We start from the raw sequence: 24,471 nt of genomic DNA on the forward strand, positions 1-24,471 counted from the left end.
GATATTCACTGATATTTTCTGATTTTTCAATTTTTCTAGGTCAACGGGAGAATAGGATGCCTAGCAAGGCACCCAATTCTTCAATCTATCTAACCGAGTCCACATAGGACAACTACATAGACTGGAGCCTCGATTTACATTAACGAGGACTCCTCATGCGAAAACTATCTCCAATTATTCTGGCGCTTGCGCTGTCTCCATTGGTTCAAGCTGAACCTGTGTCTGAAGTGTCGCCCGTTGGCAAAATTGACGGCATGGTTTCTTTGCCGGTCACGGGTATGAAAGCGGTCGAAAGCAATGGCCGTATTGTTTTCATGTCAGACAGTGGCCGGTTCGTCATTGATGGCACGCTCTATGATGCCTGGTCGAAAAAGCCGCTTACCAGCCTTGAAGAAATTCGTGAAGCGGGTAACACGCTGGACTTAAGTCGTCTTGGCTTAAAAATGGATGATTTGAATCCACTGACGCTGGGTGAAGGCAAAAAGAAAGTGGTGGTCTTTGTTGATCCCAGGTGTCCGCATTGCCATGAGCTTTTGAAACAAGCCCTACCGCTAACCAAGGAATACACCTTCCAAATTCTCCCTGTGCCAGTGCTTGGTCCTGATTCAGAGCGTCAGGTTCGCCAGCTTGGCTGTGCGCGTGACAAGAAAGCGGCCGCCGATGCATTGCTCAATGGCCGGATTGGTAACCTAGAGCAGGATGATGCCTGCAACTTAGAGCCAATGCAGCGTACCTTGGTGACCGCTCAAATTCTGGGAATTCAAGGTGTGCCTTTCATCGTCGCCAATGATGGTCGCATCAGCCGAGGCCGTCCTTATGATCTTTCTGCTTGGTTGGAGGGGCGTTAATGAAAGCCTCTCTGTATTCAGGGCAACGCGCTTCTGAGCTATTGCCAGTATTGGCCTATTCAGACGATGAGCAACTGTTTTTCATGGAAGACCAGAGTGCTGGCTTTGGTTTTCTATGTGACCCATTGCCGGGTGGTGATGAGTCTGTTGCAGACAGGGTTAATGTTCTTCTCAACAACGACTGGCCAAAAGACACTTTGCTGCAATTTGGCCTGTACGCCTCGCCTGATATTCAAACCGACCTTCAGCGCATGATGGGCTTACGGCATCGACAATCCGATCCATTACTCAGGGCGTCGATACGCAAACGTGCGGATTTTCTCGATGGGGGCACGGTTCAACCGATAGAAGAATCGACCCAGACTCAGGTTCGCAACTTTCAACTGATCGTCACCTGCAAATTGCCTTTGGAAAGTCCTATTCCGACGGAGCGTGAGTTGAGTCGAGCATCCGCGCTTCGGGCTTCTTTCTCGCAAGCGCTGGCAACGGTTGGTTTTCGCGTCACGGAGATGACTGACCGAAATTGGCTCGCAGCATTAAGTGCGCAGCTTAACTGGGGAAAAGATGCTTCCTGGCGCAATCCATCACCAATCCGCAGTGAGGCTGATAAACCACTTCGAGAGCAAGTGTTGGATTATGACCGAGCTATCAAGGTGGATAGCCAAGGTCTGATGTTGGGTGATTACCGAGTTAAAACCCTATCGTTTAAGCGCCTGCCTGAGCGGATCTGGTTTGGCCATGCCGCAAGTTTTGCGGGCGATATGATGACGGGCAGTCGCGGTTTACGCGGGAGCTTTTTGCTGAATGTCACCATTCATTTTCCCTCAGCCGAGGCGATGCGATCTCGTTTAGAGACGAAGCGTCAATGGGCGGTCAATCAGGCCTATGGCCCGATGCTCAAGTTTGTGCCGGTGCTTGCAGCCAAGAAAAAGGGGTTTGATGTTCTTTTTGAAGCCTTGCAAGAAGGTGATCGTCCTATTCGGGCAAATATGACTTTGACGCTGTTTTCACCAACGGAAGAAGCGTCCATCAGCTCTGTTTCAAATGCTCGAACCTATTTCAAAGAGCTCGGATTTGAGCTGATGGAAGACAAGTACTTCTGTTTGCCCATTTTCCTGAATGCCTTGCCATTTGGTGCTGACCGCCAGGCGATGAACGACTTGTTTCGATTCAAGACCATGGCGACACGGCATGTGATCCCACTGTTGCCTTTGTTTGCGGATTGGAAAGGCACTGGCACGCCAGTGATTAACTTTGTTTCCCGTAATGGTCAGATCATGAGTGTGTCCCTTTATGACTCGGGCAGTAATTACAACTGTTGCATCGCGGCGCAATCGGGGTCGGGCAAGTCTTTCCTGGTGAACGAAATCATCTCCTCCTACCTATCAGAAGGAGGCCAATGCTGGGTAATTGATGTTGGCCGGTCTTATGAAAAGCTGTGTGAAGTCTATGACGGTGATTTCTTACAGTTCGGGCGGGACAGTGGCATTTGCTTGAATCCGTTTGAAATCGTTGAGGACTATGACGAAGAAGCGGATGTACTGGTTGGGCTATTGGCCGCAATGGCCGCACCAACGCAGTCATTAACCGATTTTCAGATGGCCAACCTAAAGCGTCAGACCCGTGAACTGTGGGAGAAAAAAGGTCGTGCCATGTTGGTTGATGATGTGGCTGCGGCTTTAAAAAATCATGAAGACCGACGTGTGCAGGACGTGGGTGAGCAGCTCTATCCGTTTACGACACAGGGCGAATATGGCCGCTTCTTTAATGGCCACAACAATATTCGCTTCAAAAACCGTTTCACCGTTCTGGAGTTAGAAGAGCTTAAGGGGCGTAAGCATCTACAACAAGTAGTGTTGCTTCAGCTTATCTACCAAATCCAACAAGAGATGTACTTAGGTGAGCGGGATCGTCGCAAGATTGTGTTCATTGACGAAGCCTGGGATCTGTTGACTCAAGGTGATGTCGGTAAGTTTATCGAAACCGGTTATCGTCGATTTCGAAAATATGGCGGCAGTGCTGTAACGGTAACGCAGTCGGTCAACGATTTGTATGACAGCCCTACAGGTAAAGCCATCGCTGAAAACTCGGCCAATATGTACCTGCTTGGCCAAAAAGCTGAAACCATCAACGCACTCAAAAAAGAAGGCCGCTTGCCACTAGGTGAAGGCGGTTATGAATACCTGAAAACGGTTCATACCGTCACGGGTGTCTATTCCGAAATTTTCTTTATTACCGAAATGGGCACAGGGATTGGCCGCCTCATTGTCGATCCGTTTCACAAGCTGTTGTACTCGTCCCGTGCAGAAGATGTAAACGCGATTAAACAGTTAACGCGCAAAGGCCTTTCTGTTGCTGATGCCATCTCTCAGTTGTTGAAGGAGCGAGGCTATGAATAAGTCCACGCTTTGGCCATTTATGGCCTCTATTACTTTGTCTATTGCTGGTAGCGGGTTAATGACCAGCTGGCTCTTAATGAAAACACTCGAACCCATCCACAACCAGTTGGCGTTAAGTACGCCCATTGCAGTCGTGGATTTTGGGGAGGCGGTGTTGTCACTGGGCCCCAATGCCAGCGAACAAGACATCGAATCTAGGTTGCTTCAGACCAATCAGCAAATTGAAAAGTTAAAAACGGCCGGTTTTATCGTGCTGGATGCCCAAGCGGTGGTGGGTGCTGATGATTCCGTATTTGTGCCAGTAGGCTCTAAGGAGGTGTCTCATGCAGATACTCCGTAAAAGAATGCCTTGGCGGCCTTACCTCATCCGGCTGGCCATTCTTGCGTTAATCATGGCCATGGTAGGCACCTACACCATGATGCGCTACCGAATAGGTATTGATACCCAGCAAGAGCGCTGCCTGCCTGATACCACGGTGTATCTGATTGACCTATGGAATAAAGAGCCCGTTAAGGATGGTTTGTATGCCTTCCACTCAAAAGGACTCGCTCCGTTATATAACGACGGTACTCGTATGCTGAAACGCCTAACAGGGATGCCTGGGGATGAAGTCAATGTGACGTCTGAGCATGTTCTGGTGAATGGTACTGAAGTCTCAATCGGCATGGCATTAGCCCAGCGTCTTGGTGTAGCTGAAGCAGAATTTAGCCGCTCATTGACGCTGCAAGAGAACGAATATTGGTTTTCCGGTGAGGCTGCAACGAGTTTCGACTCCCGCTATTGGAATGCCGTTAAGCGCGAGCAGATTGTCGGTCGCGCTTGGCCGCTTTGGTAGGAGGTAGATGATGCAAAGACTATGTCTCTTATTTTTGTTGGTTGCTCCATTGTCTTGGGTTCAAGTGTCCTGGGCACAAGAGCCTTTTCTGTTGTCTGACGAAGACAAAAAGATCGTCGAAATGAGCCGCAGCATTTTACAAAGTGCTGTGGATGGTTCATCTGAATTTATAGAGCCTTTTGCACCGGTTGAACAACCTGCGTCGCTCAAACACAGCGATGAATGGTTGATATTTGCGTCGTCTTCACTGGGGGATTCCTCACTGAAGCAGCTTTTCAAAGAGGCCAGTGCTACCGGCGCTATTGTGTTGTTTCGGGGAATTCCTGAAGGAAAGACCTTGGGGGCGGCTATCCGTGATTGGCATATCCTGATGGCGGGACTTGATCCTGTTCCTCAGGTTCGAATCGATCCGAAAGCCTTTGTGCACTGGCGGGTGACTAGCGTGCCTGCCATTTTTCGCATAGACGATGACAAGGTGACTGCAAGTGCACTAGGGGTTTACAGCAAGGACTGGTTGCAACGCCAAATTGAAACCGGCAATACCGGTTCATTGGGTCAACGCGGTCCGATTCATTCGATTTTAGAACCGGACTTGATGCAAGTGGCGATGCAGCGATTACAGTCGATTGACCTGGGCGCATTAAAGAAAAAAGCCATTGAGCGTTTCTGGTCTCGCCAAACATTTACTGATTTACCCAAAGCCACGCAGTATCGGATAAGAACGGTTGATCCAACCATCGTCATGCAGCGGCCACTATTGGATGCCAATGGTCGAACATTGATCCCAGCAGGAACGCGTATTAACCCGCTAAAAGCCTTGCCATTTACTCAGCAGCTTGTGGTGTTTAATGCTTCGAACGCTGAAGAAGTGGACGCAGTTGCGCATTGGCTTGAGACGCAAGATAGGACACTGCGCCGCATTACGCTTATCACCACGCAGCTCGACCGTACTCAAGGTTGGAATAGCCTCAATGCGCTCGAAAAGACATTGGACAGTCCGGTTTACCTTCTCAATGCCTCGCTAGCGCAGCGCTTTGATCTGCAAGTCACCCCATCGTTTGTGCAAGCAAAGGGGCTCGCGTTTGAAATAGAAGAAATTCCAGCAAAGGAGCTTGTTCATGAAAAAGCTCAATAATACGTATCGTCTGTTGCGGACTCTCGTTGTCATGTTTGTCCTTGGCGCATCTATTCCTGCAAAAGCAGAACTGACCTGCCCAGACGCGGGTTTATTGTCGGGTAAGTTGCTGACGGATGTTTGCTGGTCATGCATTTTTCCTATCCGAGTTGCGGGTCTTCCTCTTGGCTCTGGCAGTGTCCCAAGCGGCGCATCAAACAAGTCATTTTGCTTATGTGAAGACAACTTAGGTGTGCCAAGGCCAGGTATTGTTACCAGCATGTGGGAGCCAGCGCGTCTGATTGAACTGGTCAGAACGCCTGGTTGTTCGCCTTCCCTGGGAGGGATTCGTTTACCGTTAGGTGATAGACGACTGCAAGGTGGTCATGGCGAGGGTGAATACGACACCGGTGATCTCGCTTTCTACCATTACCATTATTACGCCTTTCCGCTTTTGGTCATGCTCGATTTGTTCATGGATGGCAATTGCAATGCCGATGGTTACATGGACTTTGACTTGATGTATTTGTCCGAATTGGACCCAACATGGCTGAACGATGAACTGGCCTTTTTTACTCAGCCTGAAGCGGCTGCCGTTGCCAATCCATTGGCTATTTCGGCTTGTACCGCTGACGCTGCCTCATCGACGCTTGGTAAACCCATCGACCAGTTGTTTTGGTGTGCTGGCAGTTGGGGCCATCTCTATCCCTTATCTGGCCACACCTTAGCCTTTGGCTCATTAGCAGAAAACACCAGCCATTTAGCGGCGCGAGCAATCGCGGCTCAACATAGGCGTGGTCTTGCAAGGCGAACAATGGGGAACAGTGCGCTATGCCGACCTGTTATCGAACCCATGCTGCCGAAATCCCAATACAAGATGAGTATGTTCTTCCCTGTACCAGAAACTGAAAGTGCGCATGTCATCGGTGAAAGCACCATGAAATGGGGAGAGTGGCGAACGATCCCCGGTGCCGGTGAAGATGCGCTCTACATTTTGTGGCGCTGGCAAGACTGCTGTAACTCGGGAGGTTAAATATGAAACCAACACTTTTTACCCGAGTGTTAGCGGGTGTTTTATCAATCACTATGGCGTGCTTGCCCTTACATGGTGTGGCCGCTGATGCGCAGCGCCAATTCGGCCTAAGCGGACAACAAGATGGTAAGCAATTGCTGCAAAGCTGGACGATGCCCGCACTCAATGGCAATACATTGTCGGTGCCGAATGGCAGTGGTAATGAGTCCATTAACTTGCAAGAGCTTTTCCCTGGTATGGATCAGGGTTCATTGGATGTCTTAACGGGCGTTTATGGTTCTGATGCCAGCATGAATCAATTGGGGACGCAGCGCCAAGAGAGCATGGCATCCGAAAGTGGCGCTACGGGTGAAGCATTTCGCTCGCTACAGCAAATCAAAGACAGGTCTCGGCCAGATATGGTCAATGATCCGCTTTGGGCATTAACTGACGCGGTTCAAACTGACCCCAATCTATTAACTCAAAGCTTCCCCGGCTGTGAGTCTCAAGGTGAAGGCAGCCCAAATTACCAGCAATGTGACAGGCTCAATACAGCGGTTAACAGCTGCACTATTACTCACGATTACACGGCAGGCATTATTGAGCATGTTTCAGGGCCGATGAACCTTCGCTCTTGTGGTGAGGGGTGTCTTGAAGTTTGGATAGGACGTATTGGCGACAACTACTGGAGTGGTAGTTGTAAAGTGTTCGAACAGGCCATCACACTCAAAGTCGTGAACCCCGATGCGATTACCTCAGCTGTTCTTGAGTACGCAAAATGGGATGACTACATGCAAGTGTGGCTTGGCGATCAGAAAGTCTGGTCTGGGCCGAACAATAACTTTCCACCAGAAACGGCAGGTCGCTGCGAGCTCAGTACCAGTTGGGAGCGCAATCCAAATACTGACTTAACCGCTAAGCTCAAAGCGGTAGAGCCCGGTTTAGAAGTGCCAGTAAAAATTCGCGTATCGGTTACGGGTAGTGGTGAGGGGTATGCACGCATCAAGGTACGCTTTGATCCAACCAAGGTGGTGATGAATGATAGTTGGTCGCCACAATCCTGTATTGAACAAGCAGCGGATATCCCGGCTAAGTTTTCTGACTACAGCATTCAATGCACGGATCAGCCTTCTTCAACAAACGGATGTACGGTGGTCAACGGTGTTTCAGTCTGTGAATCCTATTTTGCCCCAAGCCCAGTGGCTGGCATATCGCCTTTGTGTCGGCGTGTACAAGTTAGTGTGGATGATGAAAGCTATAAGGGGATTGAAAATCAGGCCTGCCAAGTGCTTGAAGCGAATCCTTCCTGTGGATTCATGTCGTCAGAATGTGCCGAGACCAATGATAAAGGTGAATGCATTCGTTTTACCGATACCTATGACTGTGGATTGCAAACCAGCGATCCAAAGTGTGTGGTATCCAATCTTATGCCGAGTAGTTTTGAGGCCTGTGAGCCTACTCAGACGATCACGCCATTTACTGAAACCAAGCATGTACCCGATTACCAGGTGTGCGAGAAGATCAGCACGCTTACTCAGTGTCAGTTAGAGCGACGTGTATCCGCTGAAAATCATCAACAAAGCTGGTCCATTGAGCGCGGTTGCTTTAGCTCTGAAACGCTCAGCTTTGTTCCACAGCACAGCAGCACTATGCAAACTGGAAACGCGACGCTGAGGATTTTTGATAATCAAAATACTGAGATAAAAATCACCGAGTCGCCATCCAAGGCAAATGGTTGGAAAACGACACTCTCACTGACGGGCAATAAGGAAACGGTGACTGAGACGAAACCGTCCTTTAAATACCCTGAAATGACGTGTCCAAAAGGAACCTTGGTTGGTTCATTGTGTAAAGTCGTCAATGGGTCGATTATTTCTTGGCATGAACCCCAAGAGGTCACTCGTTCCAGATGTGAGTCCGGCTGGAACAAAGTCAATTTTGATACCTGTAGCCGAGAAGTTCAGAAGTGTTTGGCTCCTGCGAAACTGAGCGCTTCATTGACCTTCTCTGGCAAGTACTTAGAGCAAGACATTGTTCATCAATCAACTGATCCCGGTATAGACCAATGCTTGATGCAAACGGATCAGTTCACTGCGGTGCAGTGGCAGTGTTTGGATACGGGCACAAAACGAATTGAAGGGTTAACGGTTGGTAGTGGCGAGTTGGCCAATCTTGGAAGCCTTTATCCGGCGGTTGTTTCGTCTCCTGCTCATTTAACCAGTCGCGGCAGCTCTGATGGACTGGGACTCTCATGCTGGAGGGCAAGAGCAACCTACAATGCTTCGACTGCTCATCCAGAGTTCAACATGGGCAGCTCAGATAGCTGGGTAGATGCCAATGGTAATACGCAAACTATCGTCAATAACGGACAAAACACGACCACCAATACGTGTGCCGCGCTAGAGCAAAACCCAGCCTGCCAGTACGTCAGAACCGAATGCACTGAAGGCGGGGCTGGTCATGAAGGCTTCTGCTATATCCAAAGTTTGGTGTATGACTGTGGACAAAGCGTTGAAGTGCAAAATGCACGAATGGAAACTCAATTCAACTGTGAGGGCCCAGTTCGCTGTATGGGCACAGATTGTTTAGAGCCAGAGTCAATCAAGCAGGCTAACTTTGCAGAGGCCGCTGCGATGCTTAATGCGGCGCAGTTTATGACCAATGATATGTCATGCACGGGGGCTGATGGCCAAGATAACGTCGAGTGTACGGTTTTTAAAGGTAATGCAGGCCAGTGCAAAAAAGCCGTTGGCGGTATAGTGGATTGCTGTGAAAAGCCAAGTGGCGTGTCGTTATCGGACTACATCACGATGATAGTGGCGGTTAACAAGCTTGATACGGCAGTCATGGCCATGAATCCGTCTTCGGCAATCTATGGTTCGTGGAATACGCTTAGGGAACCGATCACGAGTACCTGGAGTGCAGTTAAAGAGCCTTTTGTGTCTGCATGGGACTCTCTCATGGGGGCTGGGCCATCAACGGCTGCTGGCGCGGGAGCGGAGCAAGCTGCGACTGGCTTTATGCAGGTGTTGACCAACAAAACGGCTGAGTGGGTAGGCACGACCTTTGGTTCGGGGGCGCAATCGGCACTGTTTAGTAACGTTGGTGGTGCGGTTGGAGCCGATGGTGTTGTATCGGGTGGTAACTTTGCGCTGGGTGGCGCTGCGGGCGCGGTTCTGAGTACGGTTATGACGGCCTACATGATTTATTCAGTCACCATGATCCTCATTCAGCTTATCTGGAAATGTGAGCAGAGCGAGTTTGAAATGAACGCCAAGCGGGTATTGAAGAGTTGCCACTACGTAGGCTCTTACTGCAAGTCTAAGTTCTTAGGTGCCTGTGTTGAGAAACGGCAATCATATTGCTGCTTTACTTCGCCGCTTTCACGGATCATTCAAGAACAAGTACGTCCTCAATTGGGCCTTGGTTGGGGCAGTGCCAAGTCACCAAACTGCGAAGGTTTGACCGCGAGTCAGTTAAACCAGGTGGATTGGAGCCGAGTCAATCTGGATGAATGGATAGGTATCTTATCGATCACGGGCAACCTACCCGAAGTACCGTCACTGGATCTGGAAAGACTCACAGGCTCAGGAAGTACGCTAAACGTGGATGGAAATCGTCAGAGTGCCGCAGAAAGAGCTATTGAAAGGCTAAACGGAATGGATGCCCAGAAATTACGCCAAGAGGCGACGGAAGAAATTTCGGGGAATAACTAGAAGAAAAAATCTTTGTCAGCTCCAGTATATTTTGGAGCTGACATCGCGCTAGATGTTGCATTATATGTAGTAAAGGGAACGTTTTTGAGGACGATTTATGGCTTTGCAAGTTTAATGACTTTTTAAATGTGCGTTAAATCGGTAATAAACTGTGCTGCATATTGAAGGTATTCCTGTTGTGGAGTTCGAATTACATCCCATCTTTTTGCATAGTTAAGAGGCCTGTCGCGTTGTTTTGCGTATGTAAGAACAAGCCGACGTTTGGCACGGGATACACCAACAAAGAAAGCACACCGATTAGCATCTTGATCCCCAAAGAATATTTCGTTCTCAACGGCCATAATTATCGTTGAGTCGAACTCCAATCCTTTGCTCTTATGGATAGTCAGAATACGCACAGCCTGATCATCAGAGAAACGAGTCAAGGCTTGAGGCAAATCGGGGGTAAGTTCAAGCAATTCTTCAATGCGTGCTTTGGTATCTCCCACAACTTCACCTAATCTGGCATGTGACTCATAGTCAGGCGAGAGAGCAACAAGAGTCTCCATTCCTATTTCCTTCAAAAATCCACACACAGAATCCCACCATCCTGAAAACGGTTCATCCAACAACTCGGCCATGGCTATGATTTTTCGCTGTTCCTTGAAGAAGCTTTGGAAATTTTGCCTGACGCTAGACTGCACCTCATCATCGGCAAAGGGAATCAATTGATTCATCAGCCGAATCCAGGCTTTGGGCTCTCGCTGGCCATAGAGACAGGACAAATAGTCAACAACGAGCCTTGCGGCAGGTTCGACAGTAATATCCTGCATCTCCTGCTCATTCCGGTACGGTATTCCCCTAACTTCTAATGCCACCATCAGGTGATTGGCGTAAAGATCTAGTTGTTTGGACACTAATACGGCGATTTCGGATAACGGAACCTGTTCATTTCTTATCCACCCGGCAATCAAATCGGCCAAGTACTCAGCTTCACTCTGGGCATTCTCGAATTGCCACGCGAAGACCTCTCCCTCTTCACCAGCAAGTTGGTGATCAGGCATGACGGAAGCCGGATCGAGCACGCGAATTATCTCGTTCTGCATCCGAAGCAGGCGTGGTTTTGAACGAAAGTTTCGGTACATGTTCAATGGGACCGCTGAAAAATCCCTAGCGAACGTTTGGAAAATTCCGTCCAATGCACCTGCCCATCCCATGATTTTCTGCTTGGTATCACCGACAGCAGTGAGACGAATGCTCGTACCTTGGAAGGCTACCTTCACGAGTTCATACTGCTGATCCGTGCAGTCCTGGAATTCATCCAAGAAAACATCGCTGTAAGTTTGGCGTATGGCATTTCTTGCGACAGTGGAGGCCTTAAGAATTTGAATTGCTAGCGGTACAAGATCATGAAATGTAATTTGCCTTTTTGTGACTTTTCTTTCGCCAATCGAATAATCCAGATCAAGAGCATCATTACCAGTAAGCACTACTCGGAAACGATCAATAATACGCTTTGCAAACGCATGAAATGTGTAGCTATCAAAACGGGAAGCCAATTCTTGTCCACAGCGTCGCTGGATTCGCTCCTTCAAGTTTTTGCTGGCGTCAACTTTGAAAGAGATAGCGAGTATTCTCTTCGGATAACGGCAGGTTCCGGTTCGTAGGAGGAAGTCAGCTCTTTGTGCAAGCATTTCCGTCTTGCCCGCGCCCGGCCCCGCCGTCAGTGCAAGACAGCGCGCTTGTTCCTTCGCAGCCCGCAGTGCATTGGGTTCAAGCGTTAGCCCATCCGAAGGCAGCCATGCATCTACAGCAATCACTCGGGCAGTTCCGCAAGCTTGGCGATCACGGCATCAGTGAGTCGTCCAAATGATTCAGGCATGTTCGCCAGCAAATCCGCGTTGCTTAGTTGAGCGAGAGCATCGATATGAGCAGCGGGCTTGCTGCCCAGTTTAAAAAGCTTGTGATACGTAGAGAAAAGATTTAACTCGTCATAGCTATATTGGGATGGGTCATGATGGCTCTTGCCCAACACGGCTTTAATCGTTGAGTCATCCGGAACTTCCTGTTGAACACCGTAAGCATCTGGGAAAGCAAGGAGCATTGAAAAATCCAAATCCATTGGAAATGAGAAAAACACACCACGCATTTCCAGCTCTGCAAATACACTCTTAGTACCGTTTTCAAAGAAATGGTGGGTACGAACAGGTACTTTGTCATCATTCCAATCTGATAAAGAAAAAGTATTTGGCAGAACTTTTTCAGGTTGATATAAGCCAAGTTGGTTATTTACATACTTTATTCTTCCCCAGCCCGCTTGATATCTGCCCACATCTAAATCGAGAAGGGTCAAAAATGGGATTTGCAGTGCTGATAACAGGCGCCAAAAATGGTTGACATGCCTACCTCCAAGCGGAGCAATCGTAACCGCTGACTCATCAACTGGCGCACCCTTCGCTTGGAAAAGGCGCGGTAGTACAATTTCTTCGCTATCCCCTTCACCCAACACAACCAAACGTGAGAAGTAGATCTCAGGGAATGCCTGGACAGCCTCGCGTACAAACTTGTGCGCTTCATCGGTTTTAGCGGGTAATTGGATTTTCGTAATTCTTGATTGCCGGGTTTCGGTAAGTCGAAGATATCGAATATGTTCCGGATCGACACGTCGTAACATTGACGGAGCATGCGTAGCGATTAGGGCCTGAGCATCCTCGTTGCTCGTCATGGAGTTCAGAGCGCTGACAATCCGCCCCAGATAGTGAGGCGAGAGGCTGTTCTCTGGTTCCTCAAGGGCAATCAAAGTAAAGACTGGCGGACGCAATTTTTCTGGGTCAAAAGAGCCGTCCTCACCGGCAAGGACAGCACGCCCAATTGCTTGAGATGAAAGAACCAATGACAGATAGAGCATCGACTTCTGGCCGTCACTGAGTCTGGAAAAATCGACAAGATGTTCATCATGTCCAGGCGAGAATGATACGGACAAATGACGAAGCAACGCCTCGATCTCAGATGCCACAAAAGTAATCTTGGGATCTGTAAAGTAGCTGCCTTTATGAAGGGTGCCCCATGTTTTCTTCAGGTGGGCACTAAAAGCATTGACCGATGGATTAGCAGCCAAACTCTCACTAATCTGGTCGGTGAACCCTTTGACTTCCTCCCGTTCATTTTCCCAGTTCACTGCCCGTAGCAAGCGGCCAAGCAGCGCGTTCGTTCCATATGCTATGTGGTCAGTCGGATCTCTTCTTGCGGGCAGATAGTGGACTTGTATGTGATTTCGTTCAGACCTTGGAACCGTTTGAGGATTTAGAGGCGAACCATCCGGGCCAGCTTCAAGCACATACACAAAAGTCTCATCAATATCCCCATCCAGGCCCATAGTGGCACTTAGGCGATATCGTACCCTAGGAATTCCGTCAGGGGCATCAAGGCGCATGTGACTGAAATGGGGAGCAACGGTCGAGTTATCTTCTTCATCCTCCAACTCGGGGAACACGAAGTCCGCCTCAATCCATAACTGCCTTTCTTCGGGCGCTTCTTGTTCATCGTGCGGGACATGGAAGTCTGAGCGCTGAATACGGCGTAATGATGGATCAAATGCAAACAGTCGGCACAAAGCCTGGAGTGCAGCAGTCTTGCCTGACCCGTTGGGGCCAATCAGATAGGTAATATTTTCCAGTGTCAGTTCTGTTGGTTCAGCACCAAAACTCTGAAAATTTGAAACCCGAATACTGTGCAGTTTCATTCTTTTATCCTAATACATATGGCCCGAAAAATTAAATCTTCCCGTTCCATGGGTGATTTATACAGAACAAGAATTCCCTACACTCGAGCCCGTGCACGTTCTCTCGCCTTAAGCTCTATGCGTTGTGATATTTGGCTATATAGCTGGGCTTCCTCATTCTCTCGATCAGTGACAGTCACAACCAAGGCATAGTCTTCTTGTTCGAAACTCAACGCCTCACCCCAATCTCTATCTTGTCGAGTAATTACAACAAACCACTTTTCAGAAGGCTTCGGCTGTTTAATCCGCCAAGTTGAAGATTGAACTGTACCTTTACCTCTTAATTCAGCACTTATGTCCCTATTACTTGTAGCATCATCATTTCTGGTTTTAGTTTCATCCTGAGTACTGTGATTGAAATGCCTTTGAACAGACTCAAGCGACTGATCTTTGACTAACCTAAAAGACATTTTAGTGGCCACATAGTCTATCCTAGTTGTCCTGACCGCTGGACAATAAGACAGAGTAACTCTAATTTCTCTGGAAGCACGCTGAGACCTTAAAAAATCATCGGGAAGCGGCAGTTCGAAAAAGTGATGCGAGTTGTTTTCAATTTTCTCTTCAGCCATTAAGACAACGGCATTTTGTGAAGATCTAAAAAGCTCCCCCTCATCAACAGCACCATAACCAGCTATATCTCTAAACGCATCTCGTCCATTTGCGCTCCTATAAGATTTCTTCATATCTTCAGGAAAGCTGCTTTCAATCTCCGACAGCATATTCGCATGATTAACCAGTAGTGCTCTGAGCAAATTAGCAGAAGCCTTCGGGTAGTTATTCAATAAACGACCTGCAAGATGGGTAATGTAAGGTGCCGCAAAACTTGTTCCGCTAATTTCGCTAAACAATGTGTTCCCAACGAATCGACTATTACAGGTCAGTACCCCCATGCCTCGCATAACTGCATTGAGTTCGTTGCCTGTTCTTATTGGAGAAGCCAAGTTTCCACCCATAGCTACCAGCTCGGGTTTAATTGCACCTTTAATAGTGGGACCGTGACGTGTAAATGGGGATGGTTGATTTTCTGTGGCTGGAGCCAATTGCCCAATTTCAGGATACCGTTGAGCATCGAAAGTCGCATTATGTCGAGCCAAGCTTCCCACCGTTAGAACGTTTAGTGCCGGAGCTGGATCTATGATAATACTTTCGTCAGCTAGAAGGTATTCTGGATACTCGTCTCTCCAGCTATGTCTTGGCACATCTGGATCGATAGAGCCTGAGAAGTTCCCAGCAGAAACGACAAATAAGATATTGAAGTCCCTAGCCAATTTATCCAAGACATACGCAATTCCTCGAATATGACGATTATCGTAAGGTGCATTGGAATTCCCTAACGACAAATTGAAAATCCGACATTGGTGTTCTTCGACAAAATAGGTTACAGCTTCAATGAGAGTTTTTTCGATAGAACTGGAGTCAAACTCCGCATTCTCATCAAGAATTCTACCATTGAAAATCCAAAGTTCAGGGTGCCAATAATTAGTTGAGTTACACGCTTCCAAGTCACCATACAGAGCTACACCAGCGACAGCAGTGCCATGACCATTCAAATCCATGCCACCTGTATCACCAATAAAGTCTTCACTTTCCGCAATTGCGGGTGCCAACAGGGGATGGTTAGTATTTACTCCGCTATCAAGAACACAAACCCTGGCAGCTTGATGAGTAGGGGATAGTATTCCTTCAGGAATTCTATCGATGTCACAATTCAATTGGCTATAGTGAATACCGCTCTTGGGTGGGAGATCAACCAGCCTAACATCGCTGTGATTCAGCAGTACATTCGCCTGACTAGAGTTAACCTCCAGACGGTACATTATTAAGCTATCAAGGTTAACTTTATCTGTTCGCCGTATTCCGTTATGAACTAACCAACGCTCAAATGCATCACAAGTGCTTAACCTCTCAGGATGATAAGCAACAGCCACAGGCCAAAGTTCCACATCTAAGAGAAATTTTTCTGACCTTGGTAAGCCATTTCTTCTGAGAGCCCAACTCTTCCGATCCTCACTTGTCCAGTTATCGATTCCCTCTATGGCTTCGAGAATCTGTTTGTACGTCAACTCCGCATCGTCTAAACCTAAACGTTGCAAGTGATCTGCAAACACAGCCATTCCGGTTTCATCAACAAAAACAACACACAGATGATTGTCTTCTTGGCTTACAAACTCGATACCATGTTTGTTTAGATGGGTAATATCGAGAAGTCCTGTATAACGAATTTTCAGTACAAAATTACCAGGGCGTGACGTTTGTTGACTTTGTGCGAATTTGAATGATTCAGTTAAGTCTCTGGATAATTTTTGACCATGCCCACGAAGATCACCTCGTGGATGTCTTGGAATATTGATTTTTCTTGTTCTACGTTCATTTTCAAGCAGTTCTCTTTCAATCTTAAGATGTTCATAATTAGCCATTCCTAGTCCCTTTTTTTAACTTTCTCGAGAAGCTGCTTGCTTCAAGTCCTTAACGGTCAAAAATTCCTGACTACGTAGGATCATCCTTTTTACTGCTCTACGAACAATACGTTCAATATCAGCGCCACTCTTTGTAGAAAATATCCCGAGGATAGATTTATCATCTAACTCAAATTGGCGACGTACACCACGCAATTTGAGTGAAAGAATTTGTTGTATTTGCAGCTCATCAGGTAATGGGAAGTCAATTTTTTCATCGAAGCGTCGCCAGATAGCACTGTCTAAAATGTGCTCATGGTTTGTAGCTGCTAAAATTAGACTCTTCCCTTGATAAGCGTCCATCATCTGAAGCACTGCGTTAACGACGCGGCGTAACTCGCCATGTTCGCCTGAGTCAGAACGTTCTTTGCCTATGGCGTCAAATTCATCAAATAAAACCACCATAGAATGTTCAGCAACAAAATCAAAAACTTTGCGAAGATTCGCGGCTGTTTCACCCAAAAAAGATGATACCAACGCATCGAGACGAACAATTGCAAGAGGTAAATCAAGCTCAAAAGCAATTACCTCAGCTGCTAAGGTTTTCCCGCAACCCGGAGGACCATGAAAAATAATTTTTCCAGACGGCTTCATTCCAAAACTTCTCAGCACATCGACACGGCGGTGTTCCTCAAGAAGTTCCTCGATGGGTGCGATACTAGATTCAGGTAAAACCATTTCTTCTATTGGTCGCTGAGCTTGTCGAACATCTAATAGTGGTAGTCCTCGCTCTTTATCTACAGGAGGAGTAGGCAAAGTGTTACGTCCATTTTGTTTAAGCGGTCTTAAATGCTCACCATACAATATCTGCTCAAGATCATTTGCAAGAAGGTGATGTTGCTTTTGACGCTCATCTTGAATAACAGCTTCTGAAGCAAGCCGAAAGGCCTCGGAATCACCAATGGTTCCAGCCCTAATCAACTGTCTCAGTATTTTACCGTTAGCCACTATTATTCCCCTTTGCACTGTTCATTTATAATCGAATTACTCAGTCTTTTGTCGTATTAAATACTAATTATTTCATCATATTAATAACGATTTAAAATAATCAGACGTAACTACTTAGTATTATCTGAGGCTATGATGGGGCTTAGCCCATTCGATTTTGCATAATCCAAAATTAGTATTTCTATCATAGATGCTTGAGAGCGATGTTCTTTTTCCGCTGCTGCTTTTAGCAACAGCTTGATTTCTTTAGATGTTCGTATTGACAAAGTCTCTTCTTTTGAACGCGACACTATGCTTCTCCATGATAAATAAGCAATACAATGTACTGCATTATGCGTACATTGTATACTGTTTATTGAACTCATTACGGATAGCATGGATAGCGATATAGAGCCCCTTCGAGAGGGGCTGGTTGATGGGAGCCTAGTTGGCTAGTTGGCGGGGGTATCTGTTTCCTCTTCAGTGATATCGTCATCGGTTGACGGCACCGCTTGCTCAACTTCTGCTTCTTTACCCTTAGCTTGGGCTGATTTTCGTGCTCGAATTTCGATATCAATAATGCGTCGAGCCAGTCTGATGATGCGCTGTTGCCATGCGTAGTTGCCATCAACACGTTGCTTGTTGCTAAGCACGCTAGATAACCAGAGTGTGTCCATTGAGATCATCAACGCATCGAGTTTGCGAACTAAGCCGACAAACTGGCCAACCTGAGGCGAGCTGATTTTGGCGTTGAAGGTAATCGGGTCGGTGTAGTCAGGTACTTCATCGATACCGTTGGACTCCATCAGTTTGTCCAATCGAGCTTGTTCGTTGTCTACTGCCTTAGCGCAATCCTCGATCAACTGGCTAATGATCTGTTCCACTTCATCAATTTCGTTCTCATCGCCAATGATGCGCAGGATGACATCGATTCCGTAAAGCGCACTGACCGTCCGTCTAAAAACACGGTCAACGACACGTTGCGCCTGTAAGCTATTAATTGTGAATGATTGTTCAAAGATGGGTTTTGAGTAATTGGGTTTTGCTTGGGCCATAAGATTTTGCTCCTGATATGACAATAATCAGTCCCTAGCCTAATCCTCTGTGAGGTAATGGCCTTTCAGCTAGGTGGAAGAATTGAGCATCTTTCTGACTATCCTGTCTGGATAAGACGGTTACACTGACTATCAAATATTGCTGATCTGTTTCAGTGATATCTGCGCCTGAGAGCATGAGCTCAAAGGAAGCCCGCCGCTGAGTTTTCTCAGTGGCACTAAGAGGTAGCTAGCCTCCTTAAACAAATAGCCAGCATGTTTTTACATGCTCAACCATGCGTTCGTTACGGTTCGCCTTTTCACCACCCAACTGGGGGAGTTTTCCCCAGTTGGGGGGGACTCCTTCAAAACCAACATAAGGAGTCACCAATGGAATATATCTTCGGATTTATTATCCAAATCGCAGGCATTATGTTGCTTGCAATACTGAGCTGGTCGCTTTTGCGATTGCTTGCTCGTCAATGCGTGCGCCCGTTTCGATTTGTACTTACTAAAATCAAGCGATTGCTCACACCAACACCAAAACGTCGTCCAATGGCAGTGCCTAAAGCTCCTGGTATGCCCCGTTTGACATCTGCGTTTTACAAAGAGCCACATAAGTACGACATGGCTTTACTCGAAATACCAACTTATCTGCGTCGTCAGTCTTCTTTGCCCAGCCGGGTAGAAGCGACTGTGTGCACAGAGTTCAACTAAGACGAGGAGAACATCATGAAAAACCAAGTAACACTCATAGGCTACGTTGGCTCTGAGCCAGAGACACGAGCCTATCCATCAGGTGATTTAGTGACCAGTATTTCACTGGCCACTTCTGAGAAATGGCGCGACCGTCAATCCAATGAGCTCAAAGAGCATACGGAATGGCATCGGGTCGTTTTTCGAGATCGTGGTGGATTTAAGTTAGGGCTAAGAGCAAAAGATTTGATCCAAAAAGGAGCGAAGCTTTTTGTTCAAGGGCCTCAGCGCACGCGCTCATGGGAGAAAGATGGCATTAAGCATCGATTGACCGAAGTGGACGCGGACGAGTTTCTGCTTCTTGATAGTGTGAACAAAGCATCTGAGCCATCAGCGGCGGATGATGCAGGCTCCCAAACTAATTGGGCACAAACTTATCCTGAACCAGATTTTTAACCGAGCAAAAACGCTTTAACCCAGCCGGGAGTACTTTCCCGTCAGGGGCAGACTCCCACTTTGATTGTCGGAGTCCACAATGGAAAAACCAAAGCTAATCCAACGCTTTGCTGAGCGCTTTAGTGTCGATCCAAACAAGTTGTTCGATACCCTAAAAGCAACAGCATTCAAGCAACGTGACGGTAGTGCACCGACCAATGAGCAGATGATGGCGCTCTTGGTGGTTGCAGATCAGTACGGCTTGAACCCTTTCACCAAAGAGATTTTTGCGTTCCCTGATAAACAAGCTGGAATTATTCCAGTGGTAGGTGTCGATGGATGGTCTCGCATCATCAATCAACACGACCAGTTTGATGGCATGGAGTTTAAGACTTCAGAAAACAAAGTCTCCCTGGATGGTGCGAAAGAATGCCCGGAATGGATGGAATGCATCATCTACCGGCGCGACCGTTCGCACCCAGTCAAAATCACTGAGTACCTGGATGAAGTCTATCGACCGCCTTTTGAAGGTAACGGCAAAAATGGCCCTTACCGTGTAGATGGTCCATGGCAGACGCACACTAAGCGAATGCTAAGGCATAAATCCATGATCCAGTGTTCCCGCATTGCGTTTGGCTTTGTGGGAATTTTCGATCAAGACGAAGCGGAGCGAATTATCGAAGGCCAAGCAACACACGTTGTTGAGCCATCGGTGATTCCACCCGAGCAAGTTGATGATCGTACCCGAGGGCTTGTTTACAAGCTTATCGAGCGGGCGGAAGCTTCAAACGCTTGGAATAGTGCATTGGAATACGCCAATGAACATTTTCAGGGTGTTGAACTGACGTTTGCGAAACAAGAAATATTTAATGCACAGCAACAAGCAGCCAAAGCGCTCACACAGCCTTTAGCTTCTTAGCGCCACGCATTCATTTTACTAACCCTGGCGGGATTATTCTCCCGTCAGGGGGAAGGTCTCGTCTTTTTTTTGGAGATCTTCCATGACTAAATCAGCCTCACTTTTTCGCTTGGTATTGGTTGTTGCCCTTGTCGTAGGTTCGATTCAAGCCGGTATAGCGGCAATGGATTCGGTTCAAGCAAGTGTTGTTCAGCACCAAACAGCGTTAGCACAAGCTGCAAAGTAACCACTTAACCCTGAAGGGGAGTTCTCTCCTTCGGGGGAGTCTCCCCCTCAAAGGAGACAATATGAAGGTTATCGACCTATCACAACGTACTCCTGCATGGCACCAGTGGCGCATTGCAGGGATTACGGCATCTGAAGCCCCAATTATTATGGGGCGTTCACCCTACAAAACACCTTGGCGATTATGGGCAGAAAAAACCGGATTCGTATTACCGGAAGACCTGTCGAATAATCCTAATGTACTTCGCGGTATACGGTTGGAGCCTCAAGCAAGGCGAGCATTTGAGAATGCGCATAATGACTTTCTTCTGCCGTTATGTGCAGAAGCCGATCATAACGCAATCTTTCGAGCCAGCTTTGATGGCATCAACGATGCGGGCGAACCCGTTGAACTGAAATGTCCTTGCCAGTCAGTTTTTGAGGATGTGCAAGCTCACCGAGAACAAAGCGAGGCGTACCAGTTGTATTGGGTACAAGTACAGCATCAAATACTGGTCGCCAATAGCACGCGTGGTTGGTTGGTTTTCTATTTTGAGGATCAACTGATTGAGTTTGAAATACAACGAGACGCGGCGTTCTTAACTGAGTTGCAAGAAACAGCGCTTCAGTTTTGGGAGTTAGTACAGACCAAAAAAGAACCGTCAAAATGCCCAGAGCAAGATTGTTTTGTTCCCAAGGGTGAAGCTCAATACCGCTGGACATCGTTGTCTCGCCAGTATTGCTCAGCACATGCCGAAGTGGTCCGACTGGAAAATCACATCAAATCTTTGAAAGAAGAAATGCGAGACGCTCAGTCGAAATTGGTCGCTATGATGGGTAACTACGCTCATGCCGATTATGCTGGGGTCAAACTCAGCCGCTACATGATGGCGGGTACGGTGGACTATAAGCAATTGGCCACCGATAAATTAGGCGAGCTGGACGATCAGGTTTTAGCTGCTTACCGAAAAGCGCCACAAGAGCGGTTGCGTATCAGCACCAATAAGCCAGAGCAGCCCGTTGAAACACCAATCAAAATCAGCCTTGAGCAAGAGAACTTGGTTCTGCCAGGTGACTCGCCGAGCTCATTTTATTTTTAACGTTCACTTGGAGCCGATTTCGGCTCCTTTCTAATGCGCTTATACCAAGTGCATCAGAAAGCAGTTTCACTCGTAGCCAATGCTGGGTACGAATGATAGAGCGAGCTGAACTCTTACATACACAGCCATACCACAATCAACACACCACCCGACGGGGACTTCATTCCCTGTTGGGGCATGGGGCCTCGTCAAAACTGATGAGGTTTACCATGACTGAACAATCCCCATTTTTGGTTCAAGTGAATCAAGCGTTTAATGTCCCGGCTCCTGATGCTTTCGTTCTGGAAGGATTTAGTGCCGACACTACCCATCCAAACATTCCCGTTCGCAAGGACGAGTATGTTTTTAGAAAAGAAGACTTACGTGACGTATTGGCGTTTTTGTCTAACCCAGACGGTGACGGTTTGTATATTACAGGCCCCACTGGATGCGGTAAGACCTCGCTAATTTGCCAAGTTGCTTCTCGATTGAATTGGCCTGTTCAGCAAATTACTGCGCACGGTCGATTGGAGTTGTCCGATCTTATCGGTCACCACACGCTGGTTAATGGCAACATGACCTTTGTGTATGGACCGCTGGCAATGGCTGTCAAGCATGGCCATTTGCTGATCATTAATGAAATGGATCTTGCTGAGCCTGCTGAACTGGCTGGGCTCAATGACATTTTGGAAGGTGCCCCGTTGGTCATCGCACAAAATGGCGGTGAGATCATCATGCCACATAACAAGTTTCGTTTTATCGCAACCGGCAACAGTGCGGGCAGCGGTGATCAAACGGGCTTGTATCAAGGTGTGCTTCAACAGAATTTGGCTTTTCTTGATCGCTTTAGAATCATCGAAGCGACCTATGCAGAGCCTTCTGTAGAGGAAGCCATTCTGGAGAACGTTGCGCCGGGCTTGCCAGAAGTCTTTCGCCAAAAAATGGTGAAGGTGGCTGGTGACATTCGTCGTCTTTTTATTGGGGGCGCGGATGGCGGTGCTGAGCTTAGTATCACCATGTCCACTCGGACCTTGGTGCGCTGGGCAAAGTTAACACTTGCTTTTAAAGGTGCTCCTAACGCAGTGGAGTATGCACTGGTTCGGTCTTTGACGGCTCGTGCTGAGTTGGAGCAACGTGAAGCCATTCACCGTATTGCCGCTGATGTCTTCGGTGATCACTGGGAGGATTGATGATGGAAAAGTGCTTTGCTCTTTACCGTTACAGTCATTCTGATGGGACAGCCAAAGAATGGGCCATTTATGTTGGATCAGATAACCAGGAGATTGAAGTTCGGTTTGGAAAAGCCGGTCAATTGTCGCAGCAGCGATTGATTGATTCGACTGATCCTAACGCAGAAGTAGACCGACGAATCAATGAGAAAATCAACAAGGGTTATCGATTTGTTGGACAAGTCGGCATTGATCATCAAGGGCGGCCATTTGAACTCTCAAATGCGCTTGATAGCGTCGCGTGCGCCAATAACGTCAGTTGGGAGTTTCGTACTCGCAAGGACGTCAATGGCCAAATTTCGTTGGCGCAAAAAGCGTTGTTCGATATGGCAAAGCTGCTTGAAGCCTATGGCTTGGCTGTTATTGATGATAACCAGGTCAGGATTGGAGAATGGTCATTAGGGTTTTGCAAAAGCGGATTACCTAGTACCAATCAAATCAGCATGGTGTCAGGTGAAGGCGCTGGCATTGTTAACACGGATGATGGCCCGTGGCCATTGTTGCTGTTACTGGCCTTTAAGCGTCAATTACCACCTCTGTGTTCGCTCACAGTAGCGAGTCCTGAAGGGATAGAAGTATCCGACCAACTGAAGTTGGAAAAAGATGTATTGCGGTTGCTAGGCAGTGATTTAGAGCGGGTTCGCCCGATTGCTGAAGCACTGGACTTAATGCCTGCGAAAATCGATCTCAACCAATCGTCGCCTGATTCGCAAAATTACTATTTCTGATAGTGATGTTGCCATTAGCGCGTCAACGACTACCACCCAAACGGGGGCCATTGCTCCTGTTGGGAGTGGTGCGTCCCCATCTTACATGAGGATGCACTATGAGTATTCAAACCCTCGACAAACTCTTGATTTGTCACATCGACTGTTCCATCTGGAGCGGTAGAAAAAAACTAAGGCCTGAAGATTTCAGATTAGCCAATGGCAGCCAACTTCCACCGAAGGATGTTGCCAGCTTAGGGAGTAAAAAAATTTGCGACCCAGAGGCATTGGCGAACTTTGAAAGGCTTAAGAAAGAAGCGCAGCGCTTGTGTGAGCAAGTCGGTGTGCGGTTTTTAGGTGGCTATGCCGTCCCTGAAGACCGAATTAATCAGATTGTTCCAGAGCTTGACCGGATCGGTCAGGAGTTTGCGCAGTGCAAGCAGTTGTTCTTGGACAACTATGATCAGGTGACGTTTGACTGGGTTGCAAAACACCCGGAATTTGCAGATGCAATCCGGCGTGCGCTGTCACCCATCGAAGACGTGGATCAACGGCTTCAGTTCGATTATGCCATTTATCGAATGCAACCAGCTGAACAAGCTGGTGGCTTAGATGACAAGGTCAATGGTATGGGACACACCCTCTTTAGGGAGGTGGCTCGTGATGCCAATGAACTGTTTGAGCGTTCCGTTGCAGGTAAGAATCAAATCAGTCAGCGAGCCCTTAATCCTCTCAAGCGATTAAGAGACAAGTTGGATGGTTTGTCATTCCTGGATCACCGAGTTCAGCCAATGGTTGAAGCGATGGACAATTTATTTGTTCGTCTGCCGAAGACCGGCCCTGTGACAGACAATCTCTATCACGAACTGATGGCGACCATTTTAATTTTGTCTGATCCAGACAAGATGAGAATGCACGGTGAAGGTCAATTGGATATCAGACAACTGATGCCCAAACCTGAACCTAAACCCGCACAGCCAGTATCTGCTCAGGCAGATAACTTACGTGCAATACCACAACCAACCGTCAGACCAAACCTTGGTTCGACTGTACCAAACTCATTTTATTTCTAACGTCCTTGAGGGCATGTTGCCCTGAAG

The 24,471-nt window shown here is 47.6% G+C and carries 21 protein-coding genes; 15 read left to right on the forward strand and 6 right to left on the reverse strand.

Features of this window, described 5'->3' with window-relative positions:
• Window positions 1-155 precede the first annotated feature (155 nt).
• From H0913_RS03430 to traN, 7 genes are read left to right on the forward strand one after another with little or no spacing between them, the layout of a single operon-like run.
• Window positions 156-848: a DsbC family protein gene (locus tag H0913_RS03430; protein WP_024008832.1), complete on the forward strand. Its 693-nt coding sequence runs from the start codon at window positions 156-158 to the stop codon at window positions 846-848.
• Window positions 848-3,247 carry a type IV secretion system protein TraC gene (gene traC, locus H0913_RS03435; protein WP_025611038.1) on the forward strand — a complete coding sequence of 800 codons (2,400 nt, stop codon included), beginning with the start codon at window positions 848-850 and terminating at the stop codon, window positions 3,245-3,247. Before H0913_RS03430 ends, traC begins: the two co-directional genes overlap by 1 nt.
• Window positions 3,240-3,587, forward strand: a complete 348-nt coding sequence (locus tag H0913_RS03440; protein WP_025611039.1) for a hypothetical protein — start codon at window positions 3,240-3,242, stop codon at window positions 3,585-3,587. The genes traC and H0913_RS03440 overlap by 8 nt, the downstream gene beginning before the upstream one ends.
• On the forward strand, window positions 3,571-4,083 hold the full coding sequence (locus tag H0913_RS03445; protein WP_025611040.1) for a S26 family signal peptidase: 513 nt from the start codon (window positions 3,571-3,573) through the stop codon (window positions 4,081-4,083). Before H0913_RS03440 ends, H0913_RS03445 begins: the two co-directional genes overlap by 17 nt.
• 7 nt (window positions 4,084-4,090) lie before the next feature.
• The gene (locus tag H0913_RS03450; protein ID WP_232368823.1) at window positions 4,091-5,218 is read left to right on the forward strand and encodes a TrbC family F-type conjugative pilus assembly protein; all 1,128 of its coding nucleotides are present in this window, start codon (window positions 4,091-4,093) and stop codon (window positions 5,216-5,218) included.
• On the forward strand, window positions 5,202-6,230 hold the full coding sequence (locus tag H0913_RS03455; protein ID WP_004249369.1) for a TraU family protein: 1,029 nt from the start codon (window positions 5,202-5,204) through the stop codon (window positions 6,228-6,230). Before H0913_RS03450 ends, H0913_RS03455 begins: the two co-directional genes overlap by 17 nt.
• A 2-nt stretch (window positions 6,231-6,232) precedes the next feature.
• A complete protein-coding gene (gene traN / locus H0913_RS03460) occupies window positions 6,233-9,925 on the forward strand; it encodes a conjugal transfer protein TraN (RefSeq protein WP_025610715.1) in 3,693 nt (1,230 codons plus the stop codon).
• A gap of 122 nt (window positions 9,926-10,047) precedes the next feature.
• On the opposite strand, the gene H0913_RS03465 is transcribed toward traN, so the two are convergent.
• The 6 genes from H0913_RS03465 to H0913_RS03490 all read right to left on the reverse strand — a co-directional run bounded on the left by H0913_RS03465 (window position 10,048) and on the right by H0913_RS03490 (window position 18,123).
• On the reverse strand, window positions 10,048-11,724 hold the full coding sequence (locus tag H0913_RS03465; RefSeq protein WP_025610717.1) for a UvrD-helicase domain-containing protein: 1,677 nt from the start codon (window positions 11,722-11,724) through the stop codon (window positions 10,048-10,050).
• On the reverse strand, window positions 11,721-13,646 hold the full coding sequence (locus H0913_RS03470; RefSeq protein ID WP_025610718.1) for an ATP-dependent nuclease: 1,926 nt from the start codon (window positions 13,644-13,646) through the stop codon (window positions 11,721-11,723). The genes H0913_RS03465 and H0913_RS03470 overlap by 4 nt, the downstream gene beginning before the upstream one ends.
• A gap of 77 nt (window positions 13,647-13,723) precedes the next feature.
• On the reverse strand, window positions 13,724-16,102 hold the full coding sequence (locus H0913_RS03475; RefSeq protein WP_025610719.1) for a S8 family peptidase: 2,379 nt from the start codon (window positions 16,100-16,102) through the stop codon (window positions 13,724-13,726).
• 15 nt (window positions 16,103-16,117) lie between these two features.
• Window positions 16,118-17,089, reverse strand: a complete 972-nt coding sequence (locus H0913_RS03480; RefSeq protein WP_025610721.1) for an AAA family ATPase — start codon at window positions 17,087-17,089, stop codon at window positions 16,118-16,120.
• A gap of 110 nt (window positions 17,090-17,199) precedes the next feature.
• The gene (locus tag H0913_RS03485) at window positions 17,200-17,379 is read right to left on the reverse strand and encodes a hypothetical protein (protein ID WP_025610722.1); all 180 of its coding nucleotides are present in this window, start codon (window positions 17,377-17,379) and stop codon (window positions 17,200-17,202) included.
• A gap of 141 nt (window positions 17,380-17,520) precedes the next feature.
• Window positions 17,521-18,123, reverse strand: a complete 603-nt coding sequence (locus H0913_RS03490) for a hypothetical protein (protein ID WP_025610724.1) — start codon at window positions 18,121-18,123, stop codon at window positions 17,521-17,523.
• Between the two features lie 369 nt (window positions 18,124-18,492).
• Here H0913_RS03490 and H0913_RS03495 point away from each other — a divergent pair, with 369 nt between their 5' ends.
• The 8 genes from H0913_RS03495 (at window position 18,493) to H0913_RS03530 (ending at window position 24,444) form a co-directional block, all read left to right on the forward strand.
• On the forward strand, window positions 18,493-18,819 hold the full coding sequence (locus H0913_RS03495) for a hypothetical protein (protein ID WP_025610726.1): 327 nt from the start codon (window positions 18,493-18,495) through the stop codon (window positions 18,817-18,819).
• A gap of 15 nt (window positions 18,820-18,834) precedes the next feature.
• Window positions 18,835-19,254 (forward strand): single-stranded DNA-binding protein, encoded by a 420-nt coding sequence (locus H0913_RS03500; RefSeq protein ID WP_025610728.1) that lies wholly within the window; start codon window positions 18,835-18,837, stop codon window positions 19,252-19,254.
• Between the two features lie 79 nt (window positions 19,255-19,333).
• Window positions 19,334-20,152, forward strand: coding sequence for a phage recombination protein Bet (gene bet, locus H0913_RS03505; protein WP_000414662.1), 819 nt, complete (start codon window positions 19,334-19,336; stop codon window positions 20,150-20,152).
• Window positions 20,153-20,234: 82 nt separating this feature from the next.
• A complete protein-coding gene (locus H0913_RS03510; protein ID WP_163000553.1) occupies window positions 20,235-20,378 on the forward strand; it encodes a hypothetical protein in 144 nt (47 codons plus the stop codon).
• Window positions 20,379-20,439: 61 nt separating this feature from the next.
• Window positions 20,440-21,456: a YqaJ viral recombinase family protein gene (locus H0913_RS03515; protein ID WP_025610729.1), complete on the forward strand. Its 1,017-nt coding sequence runs from the start codon at window positions 20,440-20,442 to the stop codon at window positions 21,454-21,456.
• A gap of 209 nt (window positions 21,457-21,665) precedes the next feature.
• Complete coding sequence (locus tag H0913_RS03520; protein ID WP_025589991.1) at window positions 21,666-22,625, forward strand: AAA family ATPase; 960 nt, start codon at window positions 21,666-21,668, stop codon at window positions 22,623-22,625.
• Window positions 22,625-23,392, forward strand: a complete 768-nt coding sequence (locus H0913_RS03525) for a hypothetical protein (protein WP_025610731.1) — start codon at window positions 22,625-22,627, stop codon at window positions 23,390-23,392. Before H0913_RS03520 ends, H0913_RS03525 begins: the two co-directional genes overlap by 1 nt.
• A gap of 98 nt (window positions 23,393-23,490) precedes the next feature.
• Window positions 23,491-24,444, forward strand: coding sequence for a DUF3150 domain-containing protein (locus H0913_RS03530; protein WP_025610733.1), 954 nt, complete (start codon window positions 23,491-23,493; stop codon window positions 24,442-24,444).
• Window positions 24,445-24,471: the final 27 nt, after the last annotated feature.

This window comes from Providencia rettgeri (assembly GCF_013702265.1).
GTDB classification, from domain to species: Bacteria; Pseudomonadota; Gammaproteobacteria; order Enterobacterales; family Enterobacteriaceae; genus Providencia; species Providencia zhijiangensis.